Source organism: Amycolatopsis pithecellobii (genome assembly GCF_009707865.1).
Taxonomy (GTDB): Bacteria; Actinomycetota; Actinomycetes; order Mycobacteriales; family Pseudonocardiaceae; genus Amycolatopsis_E; species Amycolatopsis_E pithecellobii.
The window spans coordinates 16,387-35,831 of sequence record NZ_WMBA01000011.1 but is presented as its reverse complement, the minus strand read 5'-3'; the positions used below and the strand labels follow the sequence as shown (position 1 = coordinate 35,831).

Here is a 19,445-nt window from a genome sequence, read left to right as displayed (position 1 = left end):
CGACACGACGTGAGGAGCACTCGGTGGCACGGGTTTCCGTGGAGCAGCGGCGGCGGGATCTGGTGGATGCGGCTTTCCGGGTGATCGCCCGGGACGGCATCGGCCAGTCGACGACACGGGCGATCTGCGCCGAGGCGGGCGTCCACCAGAGCGTCTTCCACTATTCGTTCCGGTCGAAGAAGGAGCTCTTCCAGGAACTGGTGCGCACGACGGTCGTCGCCATGGTCGACGCCGCGCTCCTCGTCTCGGAAGTGAGCCACGACCCCGGGAAGTCCATTCGCGACGGTATGCGGCGCGTCTGGGCCGAGGCCCAGGCCCACCCGGAACGTCAACTGGTGGGGTACGAGCTGACGACCTATGTGCTGCGTGACCCCGAACTGGCCGAACTCGCCTCCTGGCAGTACGAGCAGTACTACGCCCAGTCGGAACGCTTCGTATCTGCCATCGAATCGGCGGCGGGCGTGCGATGGTCGGTGCCCCGCGCGGTCCTGGTGCGGATGTTCACGACCGCCATCGACGGCCTTGTCCTGTCGTGGCTCGCCGCCGGAGACACCGAAGGTGCGACCGCCGCCATCGACGCCTTCGCCGACTACTTCAGCAGTCTGGCCGTCACCTCTGCGCGGTGAAATGTCCACAATGGACGAAAGTCTTCCCGCGCTGAAACCTCCAGCTTTTCGTCACTCGCCGGGCGATGTAAAGGAAACCCGGTCACATTGCGGCGAACGGGCAAGCCGAGTTCGCTCGACGCGCCATTCTCGCGGCCAGGCCTGACAAGTCGAAGGTCGTGGCGCGATGCTCTTGACCCTGGGTGACCCACCACGTTCGAGCTCTTTCTCTCGCGTCCAGGGAAGGCACGATGACGATCACCGTTCACGACTATCTCCGCGAACCGGCCCGGAGTGACGCGAGCATCGCACCCGTCACGTTGATCGAGGCCTTTTTCGCGACGGTCGCGAAGGATCCCGACGGCATCGCGGCCTCCGATGGTGACCGGGAACTGACCTGGAAACAGTGGCAGGAGCAGTCTTTCGCGGTCGCTCGCGGACTGCGGGAACTCGGTGCCGGTCCCGGTGACGTGATCGCGGTCCGGCTACCGAATTGCGTTGATTTTCTGGTTTTGCACGTCGCGGTCGCCATGATCGGCGGGGTGTTCCTGCCGCTGCACGTGGACCTCGGTCAGGCCGATCTGGAGTCGATCCTGAGCCGCACCGCACCCACCCTGCTGGTGCTGCCGGCGAAGTGGCGGAATGTCGATGGCCGGGAGGCGGGGGCGGCCCTGCGGGCCACGATCACCGGGCTGGGCAGGGTGCTCGTGGCCGACGGCGCCGAGGACGATCCGGAATCCCTTGCCGCACTTGCGCGGCGGTGGGCCGGGAGCCGTCCGGAGGCCGTCGAAACCCGGCCGGATTCGCCGTTCCTGCTGTTCGCCTCGTCCGGCACCACGTCGATGGCCCCGAAGATCTGCATGCACTCCTACCGTGGCCTGCTTTCCAACGCGCAGACAGTGATCGCGGACGGCACTCCGGTCTCCCCGGCCGACACGATCCTCAGCTGCAGTCAGCTGAGTTTCGCGTTCGGCTTGCTGTCCGCGCACATCGGCATCCTGACCGGCGCACGGCAGGCGTTGCTGCGCACGTGGGCCATCGACCGGCTGGTCTCGCTGGTGGCGGCCGTCCGGCCGACCGTGCTTTACGCCGTGCCCCCTCAGCTTCGCGACGTGGTGGCCGAATTGCGGGACAACGAGTCGTTCCGGCTGCCGCGGCTGCGCGAAATCCGCACCGGCGGTTCCCTGGTGCCGGAAAGCCTCGTACGTGCCCTCATGCCGTCACTGGCCGACCACGTGATCGTGCAATGGGGGATGTCCGAGCTCGGCGCGGGCATGTACACCCGCCCCGGCGACCCGGCCGAGGTGATGAGCCGGACGGTCGGGCTGCCCGGCGGCGGAAGCCGGGCGCGGGTGGTGGACGACGAGGGGCGACCCTGTGCCGCCGGGGTCGTCGGCAATCTGGAATACGACGGCCCGTCGGTGTTCCGCGGCTACTATCGCGCCCCCGAGGCGACCGAGCAGGCGTTCACCGCCGACGGCTGGTTGCGCACCGGTGACCTGGCCAGTATCGACTCCACCGGAGCGGTGACCATTCACGGCCGGGTGGCCGGGTTGATCAACGTCGGCGGGCTCAAGGTCAACGCCGCGGAAATCGAGGGACTGCTGGAGGACTTCGCGCCGGTCCGCGACTCCGTCCTGGTGGCGATCCCCGATCAGCGGCTGGGGGAGATCCCGGCGTTGCTGTGCACGGTGCACGACGGTGCCGCCGTCTCGCTGGTCGAGGTCACGGACCATTTGGTGGGCAAGGGAACCAGCACCCACAAACTCCCGACGACGCTGCGCGTGGTGGACGACTTGCCGCGCACGGCGACGGGGAAGGTCGCCCGCCGCCGTGCGCAGGAAATGCTCCGGGCGCTCGTCGGCGACTCCGGGCACGACGGCGACGGTCCCGCCGGGTGGCCGGCCGGATTGCCCGCTGCGGAACGAGAAAAGGCCCTGGCCGGGTTGGTCCGCGACACCGCGGCCGAGGTGCTCGGCCACCCGTGGGGGCAAGAGCTCGACGACAAACCGTTCAAGGAGCTGGGTTTCGACTCGCTCACTGCGGTGCGGCTGCGGAACCGCCTGCAGACCGAAACCGGGTTGAGCCTGCCCTCCACGGTGGCGTTCGACTATCCGACCGTGACTCGGCTGGCCCGCTATCTGGCGGGCTTGTCCGGGCCGCAGTCCGCCGTCGCCAGTTCCGCTGTGGTGGCGGCGCCGGTGACCGACGATCCGATCGTCATCGTCGGCATGGCATGCCGTTTCCCCGGCGGTGTCGCCGATCCTGACGACCTGTGGCGTTTGGTCATCGAGGAAACCGATGCCATCACGCCGTTCCCGGCGGACCGCGGCTGGAATCTGGCGGAACTGCTCGGGACCGAAGGGCCCGGCTCCGGCGCATCGGCCACGGCCGAAGGCGGTTTTCTCGACGGCGTCGACGAATTCGACGCCGGGTTCTTCGGGATCTCGCCCCGGGAAGCCCTGGCCACCGACCCCCAGCAACGTCTGGTGCTGGAAACCTCCTGGGAAGCGCTCGAACATGCCGGGATCGTCCCCTCGTCCTTGGCCGGCAGCGCCACCGGAGTGTTCGTCGGCGCCTTTCATTCCGGATATGCCGAACTGACCGCGCCGGCGGCCGGGCACCTGAAAGGTCACCTGATCACCGGTGTCGCGGGCAGCGTGCTGTCCGGCCGGGTGGCCTACACCCTGGGGCTGGAGGGCCCCGCGATCACGGTCGACACGGCGTGTTCGTCATCGCTGGTGGCACTGCATCTCGCCGCACAGGCGCTGCGGGCGGGGGAGTGCGATCTGGCGCTGGCCGGTGGTGTGACGGTGCTGGCCGGCCCCAGTTCGTTCGTCGAGTTCACCCAGCAGGGCGGGCTGGCCGGAAACGGGCGGTGCAAGGCGTTCGCGGATGCGGCCGACGGGACCGGCTGGTCCGAGGGGGCCGGGGTCGTGGTGGTGGAGCGGCTGTCCGCCGCCCGGCGTAACGGCCATCGGGTGCTGGCGGTGCTGCGTTCCAGCGCGATCAACCAGGACGGTGCTTCCAACGGGCTGACCGCGCCCAACGGACCGTCCCAGCAGCGAGTGATCAAGCGGGCGCTGGCCTCGGCCGGACTGTCGCCGGCCGAGGTCGATGTGGTCGAGGCGCACGGAACCGGCACCAAACTGGGTGATCCGATCGAGGCGCAGGCGCTGCTGGCCGCCTATGGCCAGGATCGCCCCGGGGACCGGCCGCTGTGGCTGGGCTCGCTGAAATCCAACATCGGCCACACCGGCGCCGCCGCGGGCATCGCGGGTGTGATCAAGATGGTGCTGGCCATGAGGCACGGGAAACTGCCGCGGACCCTGCACGTGGACCGGCCGTCCACGCACGTGGACTGGTCCGCGGGCGCGGTGCGGCTGCTGACGCGAACCTGTGACTGGCCCGAAACCGGGCACCCGCGCCGCGCCGGGGTGTCCGCGTTCGGCATCAGCGGAACGAACGCGCACGTCATCCTCGAATCCCCGCCGCGGACCGGTGACCACGACACCCGGGCCGGCGTTCCACGGCCGGCACCATCCACTGTGGACGATGTGATTCCCTGGGTGCTGTCCGGGAAAACGGCCGACGCGGCCCGCGCTCAGGCCGCCCGGTTGGCACGGCACGTGGAAGACCGTCCCGCGCTGGACCCGGTGGACGTGGGATGGTCCCTGCTCACCTCACGGACGATGTTCGAGCATCGCATCGTCGTCGCCGGAACCAGCCGGGACGAACTGCTGAGCGGGCTGCGGGCCGCCGCGGCCGGCCGGCCCGCCGCGTCGGTCTGGCACGGCACCGCGCGAAGTTCCCACCAGGTGGCCATGTTGTTCACCGGCCAGGGTGCGCAATGGGCCGGGATGGCCCAGGACCTTTATGGCCGGTCCCCGGTGTTCGCCGCCGCGCTGGACACCATCCTGGCCGAGCTCGATCCGTTGCTGGACCGGCCTTTGCGTGAGGTGATCTGGGGCGGCGACGCAGGGCTGGTGGACGAAACAGGATGGGCGCAGCCCGCGCTGTTCGCCGTGGAAGCGGCACTGTTCGAGCTGTTGCGCGCGCTGGGCGTCACGCCCGGCTACCTGCTGGGGCATTCGATCGGTGAGGTGACCGCGGCCTACGTGGCCGGCGTGCTGTCACTGTCCGACGCGTGCCGGATGGTCGCGGCGCGGGCACGGTTGATGCAGGCCCTGCCCCGCGGTGGGGCGATGGCCGCCGTGGAGATGTCCGAGGCCGAGGTCGCCGGAATCCTGACGGACGGCGTGTCCGTCGCGGCGGTCAACACCGGTGAATCCGTCGTCATCTCCGGCCCGGCCGAGAAGGTCGCGCATGTCAGCGAGCTGGTGGAGGCACGCGGACGCAAGGTGCGGCGTCTCGCCGTCTCCCATGCGTTCCACTCGGCGTTGATGGAGCCGATGCTGGCGGAGTTCCGGGAAGTCCTGGAAACGTTGAGCTTCCGGCCGCCACGCATTCCGGTGGTGTCGAACCTGACCGGGTGTCTCGCCACGGCCGCTCAGTTGTGCTCCCCGGCCTACTGGACCGAACACGTGCGGGAGACCGTGCGATTCGCCGACGGTGTGCGGTTCCTGGCCGGACAGGGCGTCACCGCGCTCGTGGAACTGGGGCCCGACGGCGTGCTGTCCGCGCTGGCACGATCCGGGTGCGACCCGGGCACGGTCGTGGTCCCCCTGCTTCGTCGCCGGCACGCGGACCACGAAGCGGTGCTGTCCGCGCTGGCGCAGCTGTCCGTCGCCGGCGTCGAAGTGGACTGGACCACGATGCTTGCCGGCCACCATCCCGTGCCGCTGCCGCTCTATGCCTTCCAACGCAGGCGGTTCTGGCCGGAGTCCGACGCGGTCCAGACCAAGCCGCTTCCCATTTCCGGCCCGGCGGACGAGCGGTTCTGGGCGCCGGTGGACCGCCACGACGTGGGGGCGCTCGCACAGTTGCTGGACGTGGACGCCGGCGCGGCGGCCACGATGATGCCCGCGCTCGCGTCGTGGCACTCCCGGCGCAACGAAGAGAAGGCCGTCGCGCGATGGCGGTATCGGGAGACCTGGAAACCGTGCAAAGAGCCGGCCGGCGGGCCGTCCGGGCGGTGGCTGGTCGTGGTCCCGGAAGGGATGAGCCAAGACGCCTGGGGAAGGGCCGTGGTCGATGCGCTCGGCACCGATGCGCTGGTGCTGGAACACGGCGGAACCGACCGCGGCGCGCTGACCCGGAAACTGCGGGACCTCGCCGGTACCCCGGTGACCGGCGTGGCCTCGTTGCTGGCCGTGTGGGAAACCTCGCCGACGGCCGGCCTCGTCTCCACCACATTGCTGGTGCAGGCGTTGCGGGACGCCGGGATGACCGCGCCGATCTGGGCGGTGACCCGCGGCGCGGTGTCGGTCGGACGCCACGACCCGATCACCCGTCCCTGGCAGGGCGGCGTATGGGGACTGGGCCGGGTGGCGGCTCTCGAGCACCCCGGGCAGTGGGGCGGTCTGGTGGACCTGCCCGAACGGCTCGACCCGAGGACCGCGCGGCGGCTGGCCGCGGCGATATCGCAGGCCTGCGGTGAGGACCAGATCGCGATCCGTTCCCCGGGAATGTTCGGCCGCCGGCTGGTACCCGCCCCGCCGGCCGGACTCGAGTCCCCTTCCTGGACGACCTCGGGGACAGCGCTGATCACCGGCGGGACCGGGGGGCTGGGCGCCCACGTCGCCCGGTGGCTGGTCGGCCGGGGCGCCCGGCATGTGGTGTTGCTGAGCAGGCGGGGACCGGATGCCGGTGGCGCCGGTGAGTTACGAGCGGAACTGGAGACGGCCGGAGCCGGGGTGACCGTGCTCGCGTGCGATGTCGCCGACCGGCAGGCCCTTGCCGCGGCGGTGGCCGGTATCCCGGCGGAATTCCCGTTGCGGACGGTGGTGCACGCGGCCGGGGTCATGGGCGACGGTGCCGCGCTGATGTCGTTGACACCGCACCAGCTGGAGGCCGGCACACGGGCCAAAGTCGCCGGCGCGTGGCACCTCGACGAACTGACCCGCGATGCGGATCTGGACGCTTTCGTGCTCTTCTCGTCGGGTGCCGCGGCCTGGGGGAGCAGTGGTCAGGCCGCTTATGCGGCCGGCAACGCGTGTCTGGATTCGCTGGCCGGATACCGCCGGGCACAGGGCCGCACCGCCACTTCGGTGGCGTGGGGTACCTGGGACGAAACGGGAATGCTGATCGACAGCGGCCCCGGGCACCGTGACCACCTGCGCCGGCTGGGGGTCGCGCCGATGCGGCCCCGGCTCGCCATCACCGCACTGGAGCATGTGCTCGCCCGGGACGAGGCCACCGCGATCGTCGCCGACCTGGACTGGACCACGTTCGCGCCGGTTTTCACTTCCGGCCGGCCGAGCCCGTTGCTCTCCGATATGCCCGGCGCCGGGCGGACTCCGCACGAACACCGGACGGACGGCGAGCCGGCCGAAGTGGTCCAGCGGCTGGCCGGTTTGCCGGCGGGAGAACGGGAAAAGGTCCTGACCGAGCTTGTCCGGGACAGCGCGGCCACTGTGCTGGGGCACGCTTCCGGCGGCGGGATCCCGGGCGGGCAACGGTTCACCGACCTCGGTCTCGACTCGCTCACCGCGGTGGAGCTGTGCGGCCGGCTGTGCACCATCACCGGTCTGCGCCTGCCTGTCGGGACCCTCTTCGATCACCCCACCCCCGCCGCGCTCACCACGTATCTGCTTGCCGAGTTGCTCCCCGGTGCGGAGCCCGCAGTGACCGGCGCGGTCGATTTCGAGTCCGAGATCGTGCTCGCCGACGACGTGACACCGGCGGCCGAAGTCATGGCGGTTTGCCGTGCACCGAAGAACATCTTCCTGACCGGCGCCACCGGATTCCTCGGGGCCTTTCTCCTGCGTGATCTCATGCTCACCACGGATGCGGTGGTGCACTGCCTCGTTCGCGGCACGGACGAGGCGGTGGCACGGGAACGATTGCGGGCGAATGCCCGGTGGTACGGCACCTGGGACGCCGTGGATCCCGCGCGGCTTTCGCTGGTGGTAGGTGACCTCGAACAGCCGCGGTTCGGGTTGACGGCCGGGGAATTCGACCGGCTGGCCCAGACAGCCGACGTGGTGTATCACGCCGGAGCGGCGGTCAACTGGCTCTATCGCTATCCCGCGCTGAAAGCGGCGAACGTGTCCGGCACCGCGGAGATCCTGAGGCTGGCCGCTTCGCATCGCACCGTCGCGGTGCACTACGTGTCGAGTACCGGCGTGTTCGCCGGGCCCGCGACCCCGGGTGTGCCGCTCAAAGTGGACGAGCCGACCGGTCCGCCCCAGCTGCTGCCCAACGGGTACCGGCAGAGCAAATGGGTTGCCGAGCAAGTCGTCGATCTCGCGCGCGAACGTGGCCTTCCCGTCTCCGTCTACCGGGCCGACATCATTTCCGGCGCCCAGGACAACGGCGCCTGCCAGACCCTGGATTTCGTGTGGCTGAGCATGCGGGGAATGTTGCGGGTCAATGCCGTTCCCGCTGGACTGCGCGGGCATTTCCACCTGGTGCCGGCCGACTATGTCAGCCGCGCGATCGTCGACCTTTCCGGGCGGTCCGACGCCACCGGCGGGACGTTCCATCTCACCAATCCGGTCCCCGTGAGCTTCCGGGAAATGGTGGGGTATCTGCGCTCGTTCGGGTACCTGCTCGAAGAACTCGATCGGGAGACCTGGCAGAACCTCATCCGCTCGGACCACGGAAACCCGTTGACCTCGTTGCTCGAGGAGTTCGAAGCCATCACCTCGCCCGGTGGTGAAGCCTCCTACCCGGCGGCCGATCCCGGTGAGACCGAGCGGGCTCTCGAGGGCAGCGGAATCGAATGTCCCTCGATAACCAGAGAACTGTTCAAGACCTATGTCGGTTTCTTTGTCCAGTCGGGTTACTTTCCCGCCCCGGACGGAGCTTTGACCTGACCCCCTCAGCAGCACCACCCGGGTTTTTCGGCATCCGACTGATTGGAGTGGACGTTTGACCTCGACGATCGCCCCCGCCCTGACCGCTGAGGACCTCGGCCGGCTCACCGCGGCGATGGCACTCATCCGTGCCAACGACACCGAGTCGATCCTCGCCGCCGCGATGCCGTCGCTCAGCGACTCCGAGCGCGCGGCGATGAGCCGTCATGCCGGCTTCGCCCACACCGCCGTGCTCGTGTTTCCCACTACGCTCGACGGGCTCGCCGCCGAGCTCGCCCAACATGGCATCACGGTCGGCGCGATGACGCCGAGTGTGGTCGTCCGGGACCGGCTGAGCCGCCGGTACACCGTGCCCGTCGCCGATCTCACGGTCGGGATCTTCCACGCCTCGGTGCCCGACCGGCTGGACCGGCCGTGCGAAGTGGAAATCTTCGCCATGGTCACTCCACCGGAACTGGCCCACATCGCTGCCGACGAACGCCGGCATGGCTGGGAAAACCACTTCGCACTGGCCGTGCCGGCCGCCGACGCCATCGTCCTCAATGGACTCATGACGGTGACCGGCACGCAGATGCGCCCCGACGGGGGCGGTTACAACGCCCACGAAGACTCCACGGTCCTGTACTTCCGCAACGACCATCACCCGGCTCCGGCCTATCGCAGGCTGGAGCTGGTCAGCACGGGCCGGTTCCCGGACCTGGTGACCGCCCATCGGCGCGAGTCCGTGCCGGGTACCCGCCTGCTGCGCCTGCTGACCGGTGCGTGGGCGACACAGGCGATTGCGACGGCGGTCGAGCTGCGCCTGCCGGATCACCTTGGCACGACCGCCGATCTGGCCACGCTGGCTGCCGCCACCGGATGTGACCGGGAAAGCCTGGGCCGGCTTGTTCGCTATCTGAGTTCCCTGGGGATTCTCCACGCGTCGGCGGACGGCTATGCGCTCACCGACCTGGGCCGGTTGCTGCGCTCGGACGGGAAAAACTCCATGGCCGCACTCGCCTCGATGTACGGCGGGCCGTTCTATCGGTCTTTCGCTGCCCTCACCGATGCCGTGCGCACCGGGGCGGAGTCCTACGAGCGGGTCTTCGGCGCACACCATTTCAAGCACATGGCGGCAGACCCGGAGCTCGCGGAGTTGTTCCACCGGTCCATGGCCGCCAGCAACGCCATGTTCACCGAAGTCGTCCGGCTGATCGACTTCTCGGCGGCGCGGACGGTGGTCGACGTGGCCGGTGGCAACGGTGAGCTGCTGTCACAAGTCCTCGCGGCCCATCCGTGCCTGCGGGGCGTCCTGGTGGACCAGCCGCACGTGCTGACCGTCGCCGAGCCGGCCTTGGCCCCCTTCGCCGACCGGTGCGCCCTGATTCCCGGTGACTTCACCGAAGTCGTCCCCACCGGCGGCGACGTCTACCTGCTGTCCCGTGTCCTCCACGACTGGGACGACGCCCAATGCCACACGATTCTCACCACGTGCGCCGCGAACATGCCTGAGCACGCCGAATTGCTCGTCATCGAACGCCTCCTGCCGGAGTCGGCCGGCACCGAGTCACTCGCGATCCCCTGGGATGTGCACATGCTGTGCAACGTCGGTGGCCGCGAACGCACCGAATCGCACTATCGCGCCCTGCTCGCCAAGGCCGGTTTCACCCTCGTCGACACCCAGCCCCTCCCACTGGACGGCTACGTACTACGCGCTCGCCGGGAGCGGTGATCGGAGAACGGACTGGCGCAGAACCTGCGATGCAGTGGCCGGCGGCCACGCTGTTGGCGAAACTACCGGCATCGGGTGCCACGCCGCTGCAGTCGGTCTACGGAAGGCGAACCAGCCCGGTCGAGATGGCGATCGCGGCCGCGTGCGTGCGATTCCGGGCGCCTAGCTTCGCAACGATGTTCATCACGTGGCGTTCGACCGTCTTGGTCGCGGCGAAGAGGCTCTGACCGATCTCCGTGTTCGTCCGCCCGGCGGCGATCAGTGCGAGGATCGCGGTCTCGTGCGGAGTCAACAGTGGCGTCGCGCCGGCAGAGCCAGGACGCTCGATGCCGGGATTCACCAACTCGTCGCTGGAAAGGCTCACGAGCAGCCCGACGAGGTCCTCGGCAGTGAGGTTCTTGGCGACGACGCCGGCGGCTCCGTGCTCCGTCATCTGTGCTGATGCGTTCACTTCTAGATCCGACATGCCGACGACCGTCGTGTTCGGCGACACTCGCCTGATCTGCCGCATTGACGCACTCGCCCCGTCGGGATCCGCGTCGATATCGATGAGCACGACGTCGGGACGCATCCGGGCAATGCGCTCGAGCGCGGTGGCGCCGTCTTGCGCATGCCCGATGACGCGGGCGTCGCCAGTCTTGTCGAGCGCGTGCTTGATGCCGGCGAGCAGAAGTTGATGACTCTCGACCACGAACACGCGCAAGCGCAGTCCCGTCATCGCCGGTTCGCGGCCCCATGGCTCGTCGACGCCCGCGTCGATCATCTCGTTGATGTCCAGGAGCCGGACGGTGAGGGTTGTGCCGCGCTGCTTGGCGCTGTCGATCCGCACGTTTCCACCGAGCAGTTGTGCCCGCTCGCGCACGAAACGCAGCCCGAGGCCGCGATGGTCGCGCACGTGGGCCGGGTCGAAGCCGACACCGTCGTCCTTGATCTTGAGGACCAGGTCGTCTTCGATCTCGAAGGTCACCTCCACACGCGTGGCTCCGGCGTGCTGGCGGATGTTGCTCAGACACTCCCGCACGATGCCGTACACCACCCGGCGCACGCTGAGGGGCAGCGATGCTCCTTCCCCCCGGCGTACGAACGCCGTCTCGACCGCGTCAGTATCGCGCAACAGCGCTAGCTCACCTTCGATGGCCTGCTCGATGGTCTGCGCGTCGAGTGCAGGTGGGACGAGTCCAGCCAGTCCCCGGCGGGAGTCGGAAAGTGCGCGCTCTGCGTCCTCGGCGAGTGCCTGCGTCCGAGCTGCGACCATCGGCAGATCTGCCGTCAGCTCGTCGGTGAGGGCACGCGCACGCCGCAGCATCCCCGGCATCGTCACTCCGAGTACCTCGTGTAATTCCCGTGCCAGGCGAGCACGTTCGCGATCCACGATGACCTGGGACATCCATGCGTGTCCGGCTCGCTCACGCTGCAGGTGCTCGAAGAATACGGCGACATAATTCGCAAGCTGTTCCGCGGCCAGTCCGTCTTCTCTGCTGTAGAAGCCGACCTTGCGACTGACGAAGTTGAGCACGCCGATCGGCTTGCCGCGCCGCCGGAGCGGCACGCTGAGGAGTCCTCGGTAGCCGGCCCGGGCGATCACGCGGTCCTCGCGCCCGACAATGCGCGGGTCACTACTGAGATCCGCCGACACGAGCACGCGGTTCGTAACCAGAACACGACGCAACCCAAAATCGGAGAAGAGAGTGATCACGCTTTCCCCCGCGAGCACTGGCGAGGACGCGACCGCCAACCTCTCGACGTAGCGACCGTCCGGAGTCACGAGGTACACGCTCAACCGGTCGTGATCGAACAGTTGCTTCGCCTCAGCCGCGAAGTTGCCGACGACGGCCGAGACCTCCTCGGCATAGTCGGTCCAGTCGGTCAGTGCCGGGCCGGCATCGCCTGCCGCCGAGAGCGATGCGGCCCGGAGCGCGAGCAGGGGTGCAACTTGCTGGATGAGCTCCTCTTCCGCGGCATGGGCAGGCAGTTCCAGGACATACAGCGGAGCGCGTGCGGCGCGCAGGCACACCAGCCTATGGCCGTCTTCCGTGGTGTAGGGCGCCGTGACCGCCTGACGCACTTGGCGTGCGCTGCGCATGGGCATCGTTACGTCGCTCGGGTACCGCACGATCTCATGAGGACCGTCTGGCAGCACGGCCCACAGCCGCACGGCTGTGGCTGCACCCGGCGCGATCGTGGTTGCCACGCACGCCGCCAGTTGTGGCCAGGAGGACGCCGCCGACAGTCTGCGCGCCAGTTCGATGATCGACAGGTGGCGAGTCCCGGTGCTCCATTCCAGAGCATCCAGCCTGGTCAGGCTGTGACGCTCTGGCGTAGGTTCCGCTGACTGCTGCAGCGAGAATTCTTCGTCGGAGGCATCGGCCTCGGGAGCGCGGCTCGCAGGGTCTTCGGGACGGTAGCGCTGCACCATCGACATCCCCCAGCAACGGCGGTCAATCCTGTCTGAGGTTCTTGCGGGAGCATGTATCAAATTCGCCGACGGTTCAAGAGTGCGCCGGCGGAAGGTGCTCAGTCGGAGATGACGGTGTCTGTGAGGTGCTTGGCTGATGGCGCTGCGCTCCCAGTTCCTTGCCGTCGTCGGGTCAGCCCGAGGAGCGCGAACGTAAAGGTGGCTACGGCGAGGAAGATCCAGCCGCCGGTGAAACCCACCCCGTCGACGAAGCCGCCGAACCCGAGAGGCACCAGGAAGCCGCCCACGGCCGCCAGGGTGAGCATGAGGCCGATGGCGGTCCCGATGTGCTCGTGAGCGATCCCGGCCACTCGGCTGGGTATCGACGACCACGCGGCGAAACTGAAGATCAAGAAGAAGCCGATGCCGATGCCGAGGGCCCACAACGCGGCGGCCGGGACGAACGGGACCAGACCCAGCGTCACGGCCATGATCAGGAGCGGCACGAGGACGAAGGCGCGGGTGCTGCCCGAGTGGTCGGCCCACCATCCGCCGAGGATGCTGCCCGGGATGCCCGCCAGTCCGATGAATGCGGCGAGCAGCCCACCGGCGGCGGGGGAAAAGCCTCGGACGGTCACGGCGTACTCGCTCAGCAGTTGTGACGCGGTGAAGTAGGCGCCGTAGCCGCCGAGCATGACGAAGCCGTACCGCCAGAGGTCACGGTGGCCGAGCGCCTGGCGCAGTCCGGCGTGGGTGACTGCTACGCCCCCGAGCGTGGTGGCACCGACCGGGGTGCGGAATCCGGCAGCGGTGATCACGGCGACGACGATGCCGAAGACGCCACCGATGATGAGCGCGGTGTGCCAACCGGTTGCCTCTTGGAGCACGGTCCAGCCGTACAGGCCGAGGGCCACCCCGACGCTGAATGCGGCGCCCCCGGCGATACCCAGGGCAAGGGTGAGTTCGCGGCGTTCGAACCAGACTGTCACGGCGCCAAAGGCGACGGCGATGAAGATGGACCCGCCGATACCGGCGAGGAGCCGGAAGATCGCGAGCGTGGTGTAGTCGGTGGCGAGACCGGAAAGCACGCCGGCGACGGCCTCGAGCAGGACACCGAGAACGAGGGTGCGTTTCATCCCGATGCGGGTGGTCAGGATTCCGCCGGGAATGTGCGCGAGGCCGTAGCCGGCGAGGAACAGCGAGATCAGCACCGCCAGGTGCGGAATGCCGACTCCCAGATCGGGGGCGATCAACGGGAACGACGCCGCGATGTCGAACCAGTTGAGGGTCAGCGAGATGAAGCCGAGACTGACGATGGTCAGCATCGTCCAGCGCGCGGAGAGTGGATCTGCGGACGCGGATTCGGGCATCGTGGATTTGGACATCGTTGGCCGTCCAGTGATGTGAGGTGTCGGAGCAGAGCCGGGGACTGGGCTCCCCGCGTTCACCGCGGGAGTCACTGCCTCAGATCCTCTGCCACGAAACCGGGTAAGACTCCCATCGTGCATGAGATAGCGGGGTTCCCCTATGCCTTTCAGGGGTTTCCCTCGCCCCCAGCGGCCACCGGTTGATTTGGCTTCATTGCGTGCCACGCTCTCAGCGACGCTAATCCGCTGACGTTCTGTGTGCGGACATTAGACGTTGTGAGAGGGAAGGAATTTCCATGAGCAGGTTTCGCGCCGGAATCGTCGGCGGTTCCCTGGCCGGCCTCACCGCGGCGCTCACGCTTCGCGACGCGGGCTGGGACGTGGAGTTGTTCGAGCGCGCACCGGCGGACATGACGGCCACCGGCGCCGGACTGACCGTTCAGGAACCGTCCGTCCGCTACCTCATCGAGCGCGGGGGCGCGAAGGTGGAGGACCTCACGTTCGAGGTCGAGGGCGTGCGTTATCTGAACCCCGACGGAAGTGTGCGTTACGAAGCCCGCCGACCGACCCGGTTCACGACCTGGGGCACCCTCCATCGCGGCCTGATGGAGCTGTACGGAACCAAGCACTACCACGCATCTCACCCGGTTCTCGGCGTCACCGAGCGCGAAAACGGCCGGGTGTACTTGGCCACCGAGTCCGGAGATGAGGGACCGTTCGACCTGGTCGTCGGTGCTGACGGCGTCAACTCGACGGTGCGAGCCGCGGTCGCCCCGGGCATCGCCCTGGAGCCGGCCGGCTATCTGGCTTGGCGCTGCGTCGCCGACGTATCGCGCGTCTCGCGGGAGACGTCGGATACCTTCGACCAGCGCCTCACCTATTGTCTCGGGGACCGCACGCATTGCGTCATCTATCCCGTTCCGCCGCGCGAGCCGGGCGGCGAGCGGCGTATCAACATGGTTTGGTACCGCAACTACGAGTCACCCGGGCAAGTTGCCGAGCTGCTCACCGATCGGAACGGTGTGCGCCGGCCGCTTTCAGTGCCTCCCGGGTTGATGGCGCACAAATACGTGGCCGAGATGCGCGAGGCTGCCAAGGCACTCGCCCCGCAGGCCGCCGAGGTCGTCGCCGGCGCGGATGAGCCGTTCAGCCAGCTCATCGGTGATCTGCGAGTCCCGCAGATGGTGTACGGACGGGTCGTGCTGATCGGGGACGCGGCGTGCGTCGCGCGTCCGCATGTCGCCTCCGGGGCGGCGAAGGCCTCCGAGAACGCGTGGACGCTCGCCGCGGCCTTGAAGGACTGGGATGGCGACCCTGCCCGCCTCGAGGCCTGGGAGCAGGACCAGCTGCGGGAAAGCGAAATCCTGTGCGAGAGCGGTCGCCTGCAGGGGTACCGGGGGCAGGTCGAGGGCACGTGGGATCCGCGGGATCCCACGTTCGATGTGCGCTCCTTCAAAGAACGAGTCCACGGATGACAGCAATCCGTATTGGTGAGGCCGCTCAATAACGGTCACTCCAATCTTTGGGAAACGAAAAACAGAAAGGTGACCGAAATGTGCGGCACCACCGCATCGTGGATTCCCCTCGCCGAGGAAGGGAAGTGGGAGCGAGTTGTCACGGCTGTCCGGGTGAAGGATACGGACCGCATCAAGCAGAACATCGATGCGTACCAGGGCATCAACGAAAACACCGTCGCCACACGGCAAATCTGCATGCTCGTGACGATCTGCGGCCCCGGTCTCGACGGCGCCACCACCACCCACTATCACCTCGACCACGAGACAGCGCTGTACTGCACCGAGGGCAAGGCGGTGATGTTCTGGGGCGACGAGCTCGAGGTCATGCTCGAGGTCGAGGCCGGCGATTTCGTGTACATTCCGCCGTTCACGCCGCACAAGACGTTCAGCCGCAGCCGGACCGAGGGCGCGACCTTCGTCGTCGCGCGTACTGACCCCTTGGAGCAGGAGCGTGTCGTGACGACCCCGGAGCTCGATGACGGCCGTTGCGAGTCCCGCATCGCCTGGATCGACTGAATCCCGCACGGGGAAAGGAAAGTTCCTGATGATCGAGGTACCTGTGCTCATCGTGGGGGGCGGACCGGCCGGCATGAGCCTCGCGCTGCTGCTGGACCGGTTCGGGGTGGAGAGCCTGCTCGTCGAGCGCCGGCCCACCACGACCAGACATCCGAAAGCCCGGGGGTGCCATCCCCGGACCATGGAGCTGTTCCGCCTGTGGGGAATCGAAGATCGGGTGCGTCGTGCCGGGCTGGCGCAGGAGGCGGATGTGGCCTGCTGGTGCGAGAGCCTCAACGGGCCACTGGTGGCCTACACCGATCCCGCCCCGAGCCTGCACACCCCGGCGCCCCGGTCGATCGTCCCTCAGGACGCGGTGGAGGAAGCCCTCGACGACGCGCTGTCCACCCGGCCACGGGCACGGGTGCGCCGGTCCGCCGAACTCGTGTCGCTCACCCAGGACGCCGGTGGCGTGACGGCGAGGGTGCGGTCGGAGTCCGGCGGTGCAGAGTTCGACGTCCGCGCGCAGTACCTGGTTGGGTGCGACGGGGCGAATAGCAAGGTCCGCGAGACCGTCGGGATCGCGATGGACGGCCCGGAGACCCTGGAGCTGATGGCGAACCACTACTACCGCGCCGACCTGGGGCATCTGCCGCATGTGCGGAGCGCCATCGGGTTCCTGGTCCGGCCGCCCGACCCCCAGCTGCCCGAGCTGAACGTCCTGACCACCGGCCCGGACGGTGACCGGTGGCTCGCGGTACAGAAGCTGCGGGAGGGCGAGGAGCCGCTGTCCGAGGAGAGTCTGATCGAGACGGTGCGCGAGCAGTGGGAAATGCCTGACCTGGAGGTCAAGCGCATCAACGTGCTGACCTGGCGGATGAGCGCCCAGGTCGCGCAGCGGTTCCGAGAGGGGCGGGTGTTCCTCGCCGGGGACGCCGCCCACCGCTTTCCCACGGCCGGCGGCAATGGGCTGAACTCAGGAGTCCAGGACGTGCACAACCTCGCCTGGAAGCTCGTGTCGGTGCTCTCCGGCGCGGCCGATGACGCCCTGCTCGACACCTACGAGTCCGAGCGTCGTCCGGTCGCACAGTCCAATACCGACTTCGCCGTGCGCAACCAGCAACGGCTGGACGAAATGACCGTTGCGTTCCGCAATCGCGAAAAAGAACCCGAGCGCTGGCGAGAGCTGCTCATCGAGCAGAACAAGCAGCTCCACAGCGACGGTCACACATTGGGATACGTCTACGCAAACGGCGCCATTGTCGACGACGGCTCCCTGATACCGCCGTACGACTCACAGCACTACTGGCCGACCGACCGTCCCGGTGCGCGGTTCCCGCACTTCTGGCTCGACGTCGACCAGACCGAGTCGAGCATCGACTGGTTCGACACCGCCTTCGTTCTCGTCTGCGGACCGGAGGCGAAGGCATGGGAGCGGGCCGGGCAGGACCTGGCCGCGACGGCCGGCGTTTCCGTTCAGGTCAAACGACTGCCGCACCTGCTCGGGCCGCTGTCGATCGGCCGGGAGGGGGCCGCCCTGGTGCGCCCCGACGGGCACGTCGCCTGGCGGTCCCGGCACCCCGGAGAGGGCAGCGAACTGTCGCTGGCACTCGACCGCGTGCTCGCCGGGGGAGCACTATGACTACTGAGCCCACCTACGAAAACCCGGCTGGGATCGGGACGCCATTCAGCGCGTATTCCCATGTGGCACGCGCGGGTGAGCTGATCTGCGTCGCGGGCCAATGCGGAATCGTCGAAGACAATTCCGTCGCGGGGCCGGACGTGGCGACTCAGACGATCCGTGCCTACGAGAACATCCGTATCATCCTCGAGTCGCAGGGTGCCTCGTTGGGCGACGTCGTGCGGTTCGTCAGCTACCTGACAACCCGCGACGACGTCAGCGACTTCTACGCCGCTCGAGACAAGTACTTCGCCGCGCACTACCCCGAACGCGCATACCCGCCGAACACGCTGTTGATCGTCCAGGGCCTCGTGCGCGCAGACCTGCTGGTCGAGATCGATGCCACGGCCTATCGCCGATAAGGAGGAAAGCCATGTCGGTTCGTGATGCGATCGATCGCGCGGGAATGAGCCGGTTCCAGGTCACGGTTGTCGTGCTCTGCCTCGTCATCAACCTCGTCGAGGGTTTCGACGTCCTGGTGATGTCGTTCGCGGCGCCGGGTGTGGCGCACGACTGGGGCCTGTCGGACTCTCAGGTGGGTGTGCTGCTGAGCAGCGGGCTCGTGGGGATGGCAGTCGGCTCGGCGGTGCTCGCCCCGCTGGCTGACCGCATCGGCAGGCGGCCGCTCACCTTGATCTGCCTGATCATGTGCTCTGCCGGGATGACGGTGGCCGGTTTCAGCGACGGTTTCGCGATGCTCGTGGGATCCCGCCTCTGGACCGGGCTCGGTATCGGGGGGATGGTGGCGGGCCTGCCCGTGGTCATCACCGAGTACTCGCCGCGTCGCCTGCGCGGCACGATGATCGCGCTCTACGGCACGGGTCTGCCGGTGGGCGGGGTGCTCGGCGGCGCGGTCGCGGCACTCGTGGTCGACCAGTACGGCTGGCGCGGCACCTTCTTCGTGGGCGCGGTGCTGTCGTCGGTCATGGTGCTCGCGGTGGCCGTGGCGATGCCGGAGTCGCTGGACTACCTGATCAGCCGCCGGCCACAAGGTGCGCTGCGCAAGGTCAACGCGCTGCTGGCCAGGATGCGGTTGGCGGGTATCGACACTCTGCCCGAGCCTGACCCGAGCGAAGCCCGGGTGCGGGTGACGACGTTGCTGACCCGAGACGCGGTGCGCACCGCACTGCTGTGGCTGTCCTACTTCGTCATGATGGCCGGGTTCTACTTCGCCGCGAGTTGGACACCGCTGCTGCTGCAGCAGAGCGGATTTTCGGCCGGAGAGGGCACAAATGCGGGTCTCCTGCTCAACCTGGGCGGTATGGCCGGCACCCTGATGTTCAGCGCGCTCGCGCTCAAGGTGTCGCTGCGCGTGCTGACGGTGTTGTGTTTCCTGGCCGCGGGAGTCTCGTTCCTTGCGATGAGCCTCTTCCTCGGTGCGGTCGCCGCCGCGCTGGCAGCCGCGGTCGCGGTCGGGATGTTCATCAACGCCAGCGGCAACGGGCTCAATGCTCTCGCGCCCGGCATGTACCCCACTTCCGTGCGTGCCACGGGCGTCGGGTGGGCCTTGGCCGTTGGGCGCGTCGGCGCACTGACGGCGCCGGCGCTGGCCGGCGTGCTGCTTGACCACTCGTGGTCGCCGCGGTCTCTGTTCGGTCTGCTCGTCGTCCCCCTGGTGGTGGCTGCGGTAGCGGCCTTCGCGGCCACCACGTCCCGGCGGCCGTCGCGGTCGGCCACGAAAACCGGCGAACCCGTTGCGCTGCCCTGATCCGCTCACAATCGTCACCCGCGAGG

Annotated in this window: 10 protein-coding genes; 8 read left to right on the top strand and 2 right to left on the bottom strand. The window is 68.3% G+C overall.

Annotated elements, in window-relative coordinates; translation table 11 throughout:
• Positions 1-23: 23 nt before the first annotated feature.
• From GKO32_RS10030 to GKO32_RS10020, 3 genes are all read left to right on the top strand, one after another.
• A complete protein-coding gene (locus GKO32_RS10030; protein ID WP_154756538.1) occupies positions 24-626 on the top strand; it encodes a TetR/AcrR family transcriptional regulator in 603 nt (200 codons plus the stop codon).
• A gap of 230 nt (positions 627-856) precedes the next feature.
• Positions 857-8,545, top strand: a complete 7,689-nt coding sequence (locus GKO32_RS10025) for a type I polyketide synthase (RefSeq protein WP_154756537.1) — start codon at positions 857-859, stop codon at positions 8,543-8,545.
• A gap of 55 nt (positions 8,546-8,600) precedes the next feature.
• Complete coding sequence (locus GKO32_RS10020) at positions 8,601-10,256, top strand: methyltransferase (RefSeq protein WP_208024349.1); 1,656 nt, start codon at positions 8,601-8,603, stop codon at positions 10,254-10,256.
• A gap of 97 nt (positions 10,257-10,353) precedes the next feature.
• On the opposite strand, the gene GKO32_RS10015 is transcribed toward GKO32_RS10020, so the two are convergent.
• Together GKO32_RS10015 and GKO32_RS10010 are read right to left on the bottom strand one after the other, a co-directional pair.
• Positions 10,354-12,672: a helix-turn-helix transcriptional regulator gene (locus tag GKO32_RS10015; RefSeq protein ID WP_166459472.1), complete on the bottom strand. Its 2,319-nt coding sequence runs from the start codon at positions 12,670-12,672 to the stop codon at positions 10,354-10,356.
• Between the two features lie 98 nt (positions 12,673-12,770).
• On the bottom strand, positions 12,771-14,036 hold the full coding sequence (locus GKO32_RS10010) for an MFS transporter (protein WP_166459471.1): 1,266 nt from the start codon (positions 14,034-14,036) through the stop codon (positions 12,771-12,773).
• A 278-nt stretch (positions 14,037-14,314) separates the two neighbouring features.
• Between GKO32_RS10010 and GKO32_RS10005 the strand changes: the two genes are divergently transcribed.
• From GKO32_RS10005 to GKO32_RS09985, 5 genes are all read left to right on the top strand, one after another.
• Positions 14,315-15,493, top strand: a complete 1,179-nt coding sequence (locus GKO32_RS10005; protein ID WP_154756534.1) for an FAD binding domain-containing protein — start codon at positions 14,315-14,317, stop codon at positions 15,491-15,493.
• A 78-nt stretch (positions 15,494-15,571) separates the two neighbouring features.
• The gene (locus GKO32_RS10000; protein WP_154756533.1) at positions 15,572-16,051 is read left to right on the top strand and encodes a cupin domain-containing protein; all 480 of its coding nucleotides are present in this window, start codon (positions 15,572-15,574) and stop codon (positions 16,049-16,051) included.
• A gap of 28 nt (positions 16,052-16,079) precedes the next feature.
• Positions 16,080-17,672, top strand: a complete 1,593-nt coding sequence (locus tag GKO32_RS09995; protein WP_154756532.1) for an FAD-dependent monooxygenase — start codon at positions 16,080-16,082, stop codon at positions 17,670-17,672.
• Positions 17,669-18,073: a RidA family protein gene (locus GKO32_RS09990; protein WP_154756531.1), complete on the top strand. Its 405-nt coding sequence runs from the start codon at positions 17,669-17,671 to the stop codon at positions 18,071-18,073. The genes GKO32_RS09995 and GKO32_RS09990 overlap by 4 nt, the downstream gene beginning before the upstream one ends.
• Before the next feature lie 11 nt (positions 18,074-18,084).
• The gene (locus tag GKO32_RS09985) at positions 18,085-19,419 is read left to right on the top strand and encodes an MFS transporter (protein ID WP_154756530.1); all 1,335 of its coding nucleotides are present in this window, start codon (positions 18,085-18,087) and stop codon (positions 19,417-19,419) included.
• Positions 19,420-19,445: the final 26 nt, after the last annotated feature.

What these genes read in the sequence shown, in the direction of transcription:
- GKO32_RS10010 (WP_166459471.1), bottom strand. Translation starts at nt 14,036, where the DNA reads ATGTCCAAATCCACGATGCCCGAATCCGCGTCCGCAGATCCACTCTCC.
- GKO32_RS09990 (WP_154756531.1), top strand. Translation starts at nt 17,669, where the DNA reads ATGACTACTGAGCCCACCTACGAAAACCCGGCTGGGATCGGGACGCCA.
- GKO32_RS10025 (WP_154756537.1), top strand. Translation starts at nt 857, where the DNA reads ATGACGATCACCGTTCACGACTATCTCCGCGAACCGGCCCGGAGTGAC.
- GKO32_RS10005 (WP_154756534.1), top strand. Translation starts at nt 14,315, where the DNA reads ATGAGCAGGTTTCGCGCCGGAATCGTCGGCGGTTCCCTGGCCGGCCTC.
- GKO32_RS09995 (WP_154756532.1), top strand. Translation starts at nt 16,080, where the DNA reads ATGATCGAGGTACCTGTGCTCATCGTGGGGGGCGGACCGGCCGGCATG.
- GKO32_RS10000 (WP_154756533.1), top strand. Translation starts at nt 15,572, where the DNA reads ATGTGCGGCACCACCGCATCGTGGATTCCCCTCGCCGAGGAAGGGAAG.
- GKO32_RS09985 (WP_154756530.1), top strand. Translation starts at nt 18,085, where the DNA reads ATGTCGGTTCGTGATGCGATCGATCGCGCGGGAATGAGCCGGTTCCAG.
- GKO32_RS10015 (WP_166459472.1), bottom strand. Translation starts at nt 12,672, where the DNA reads ATGGTGCAGCGCTACCGTCCCGAAGACCCTGCGAGCCGCGCTCCCGAG.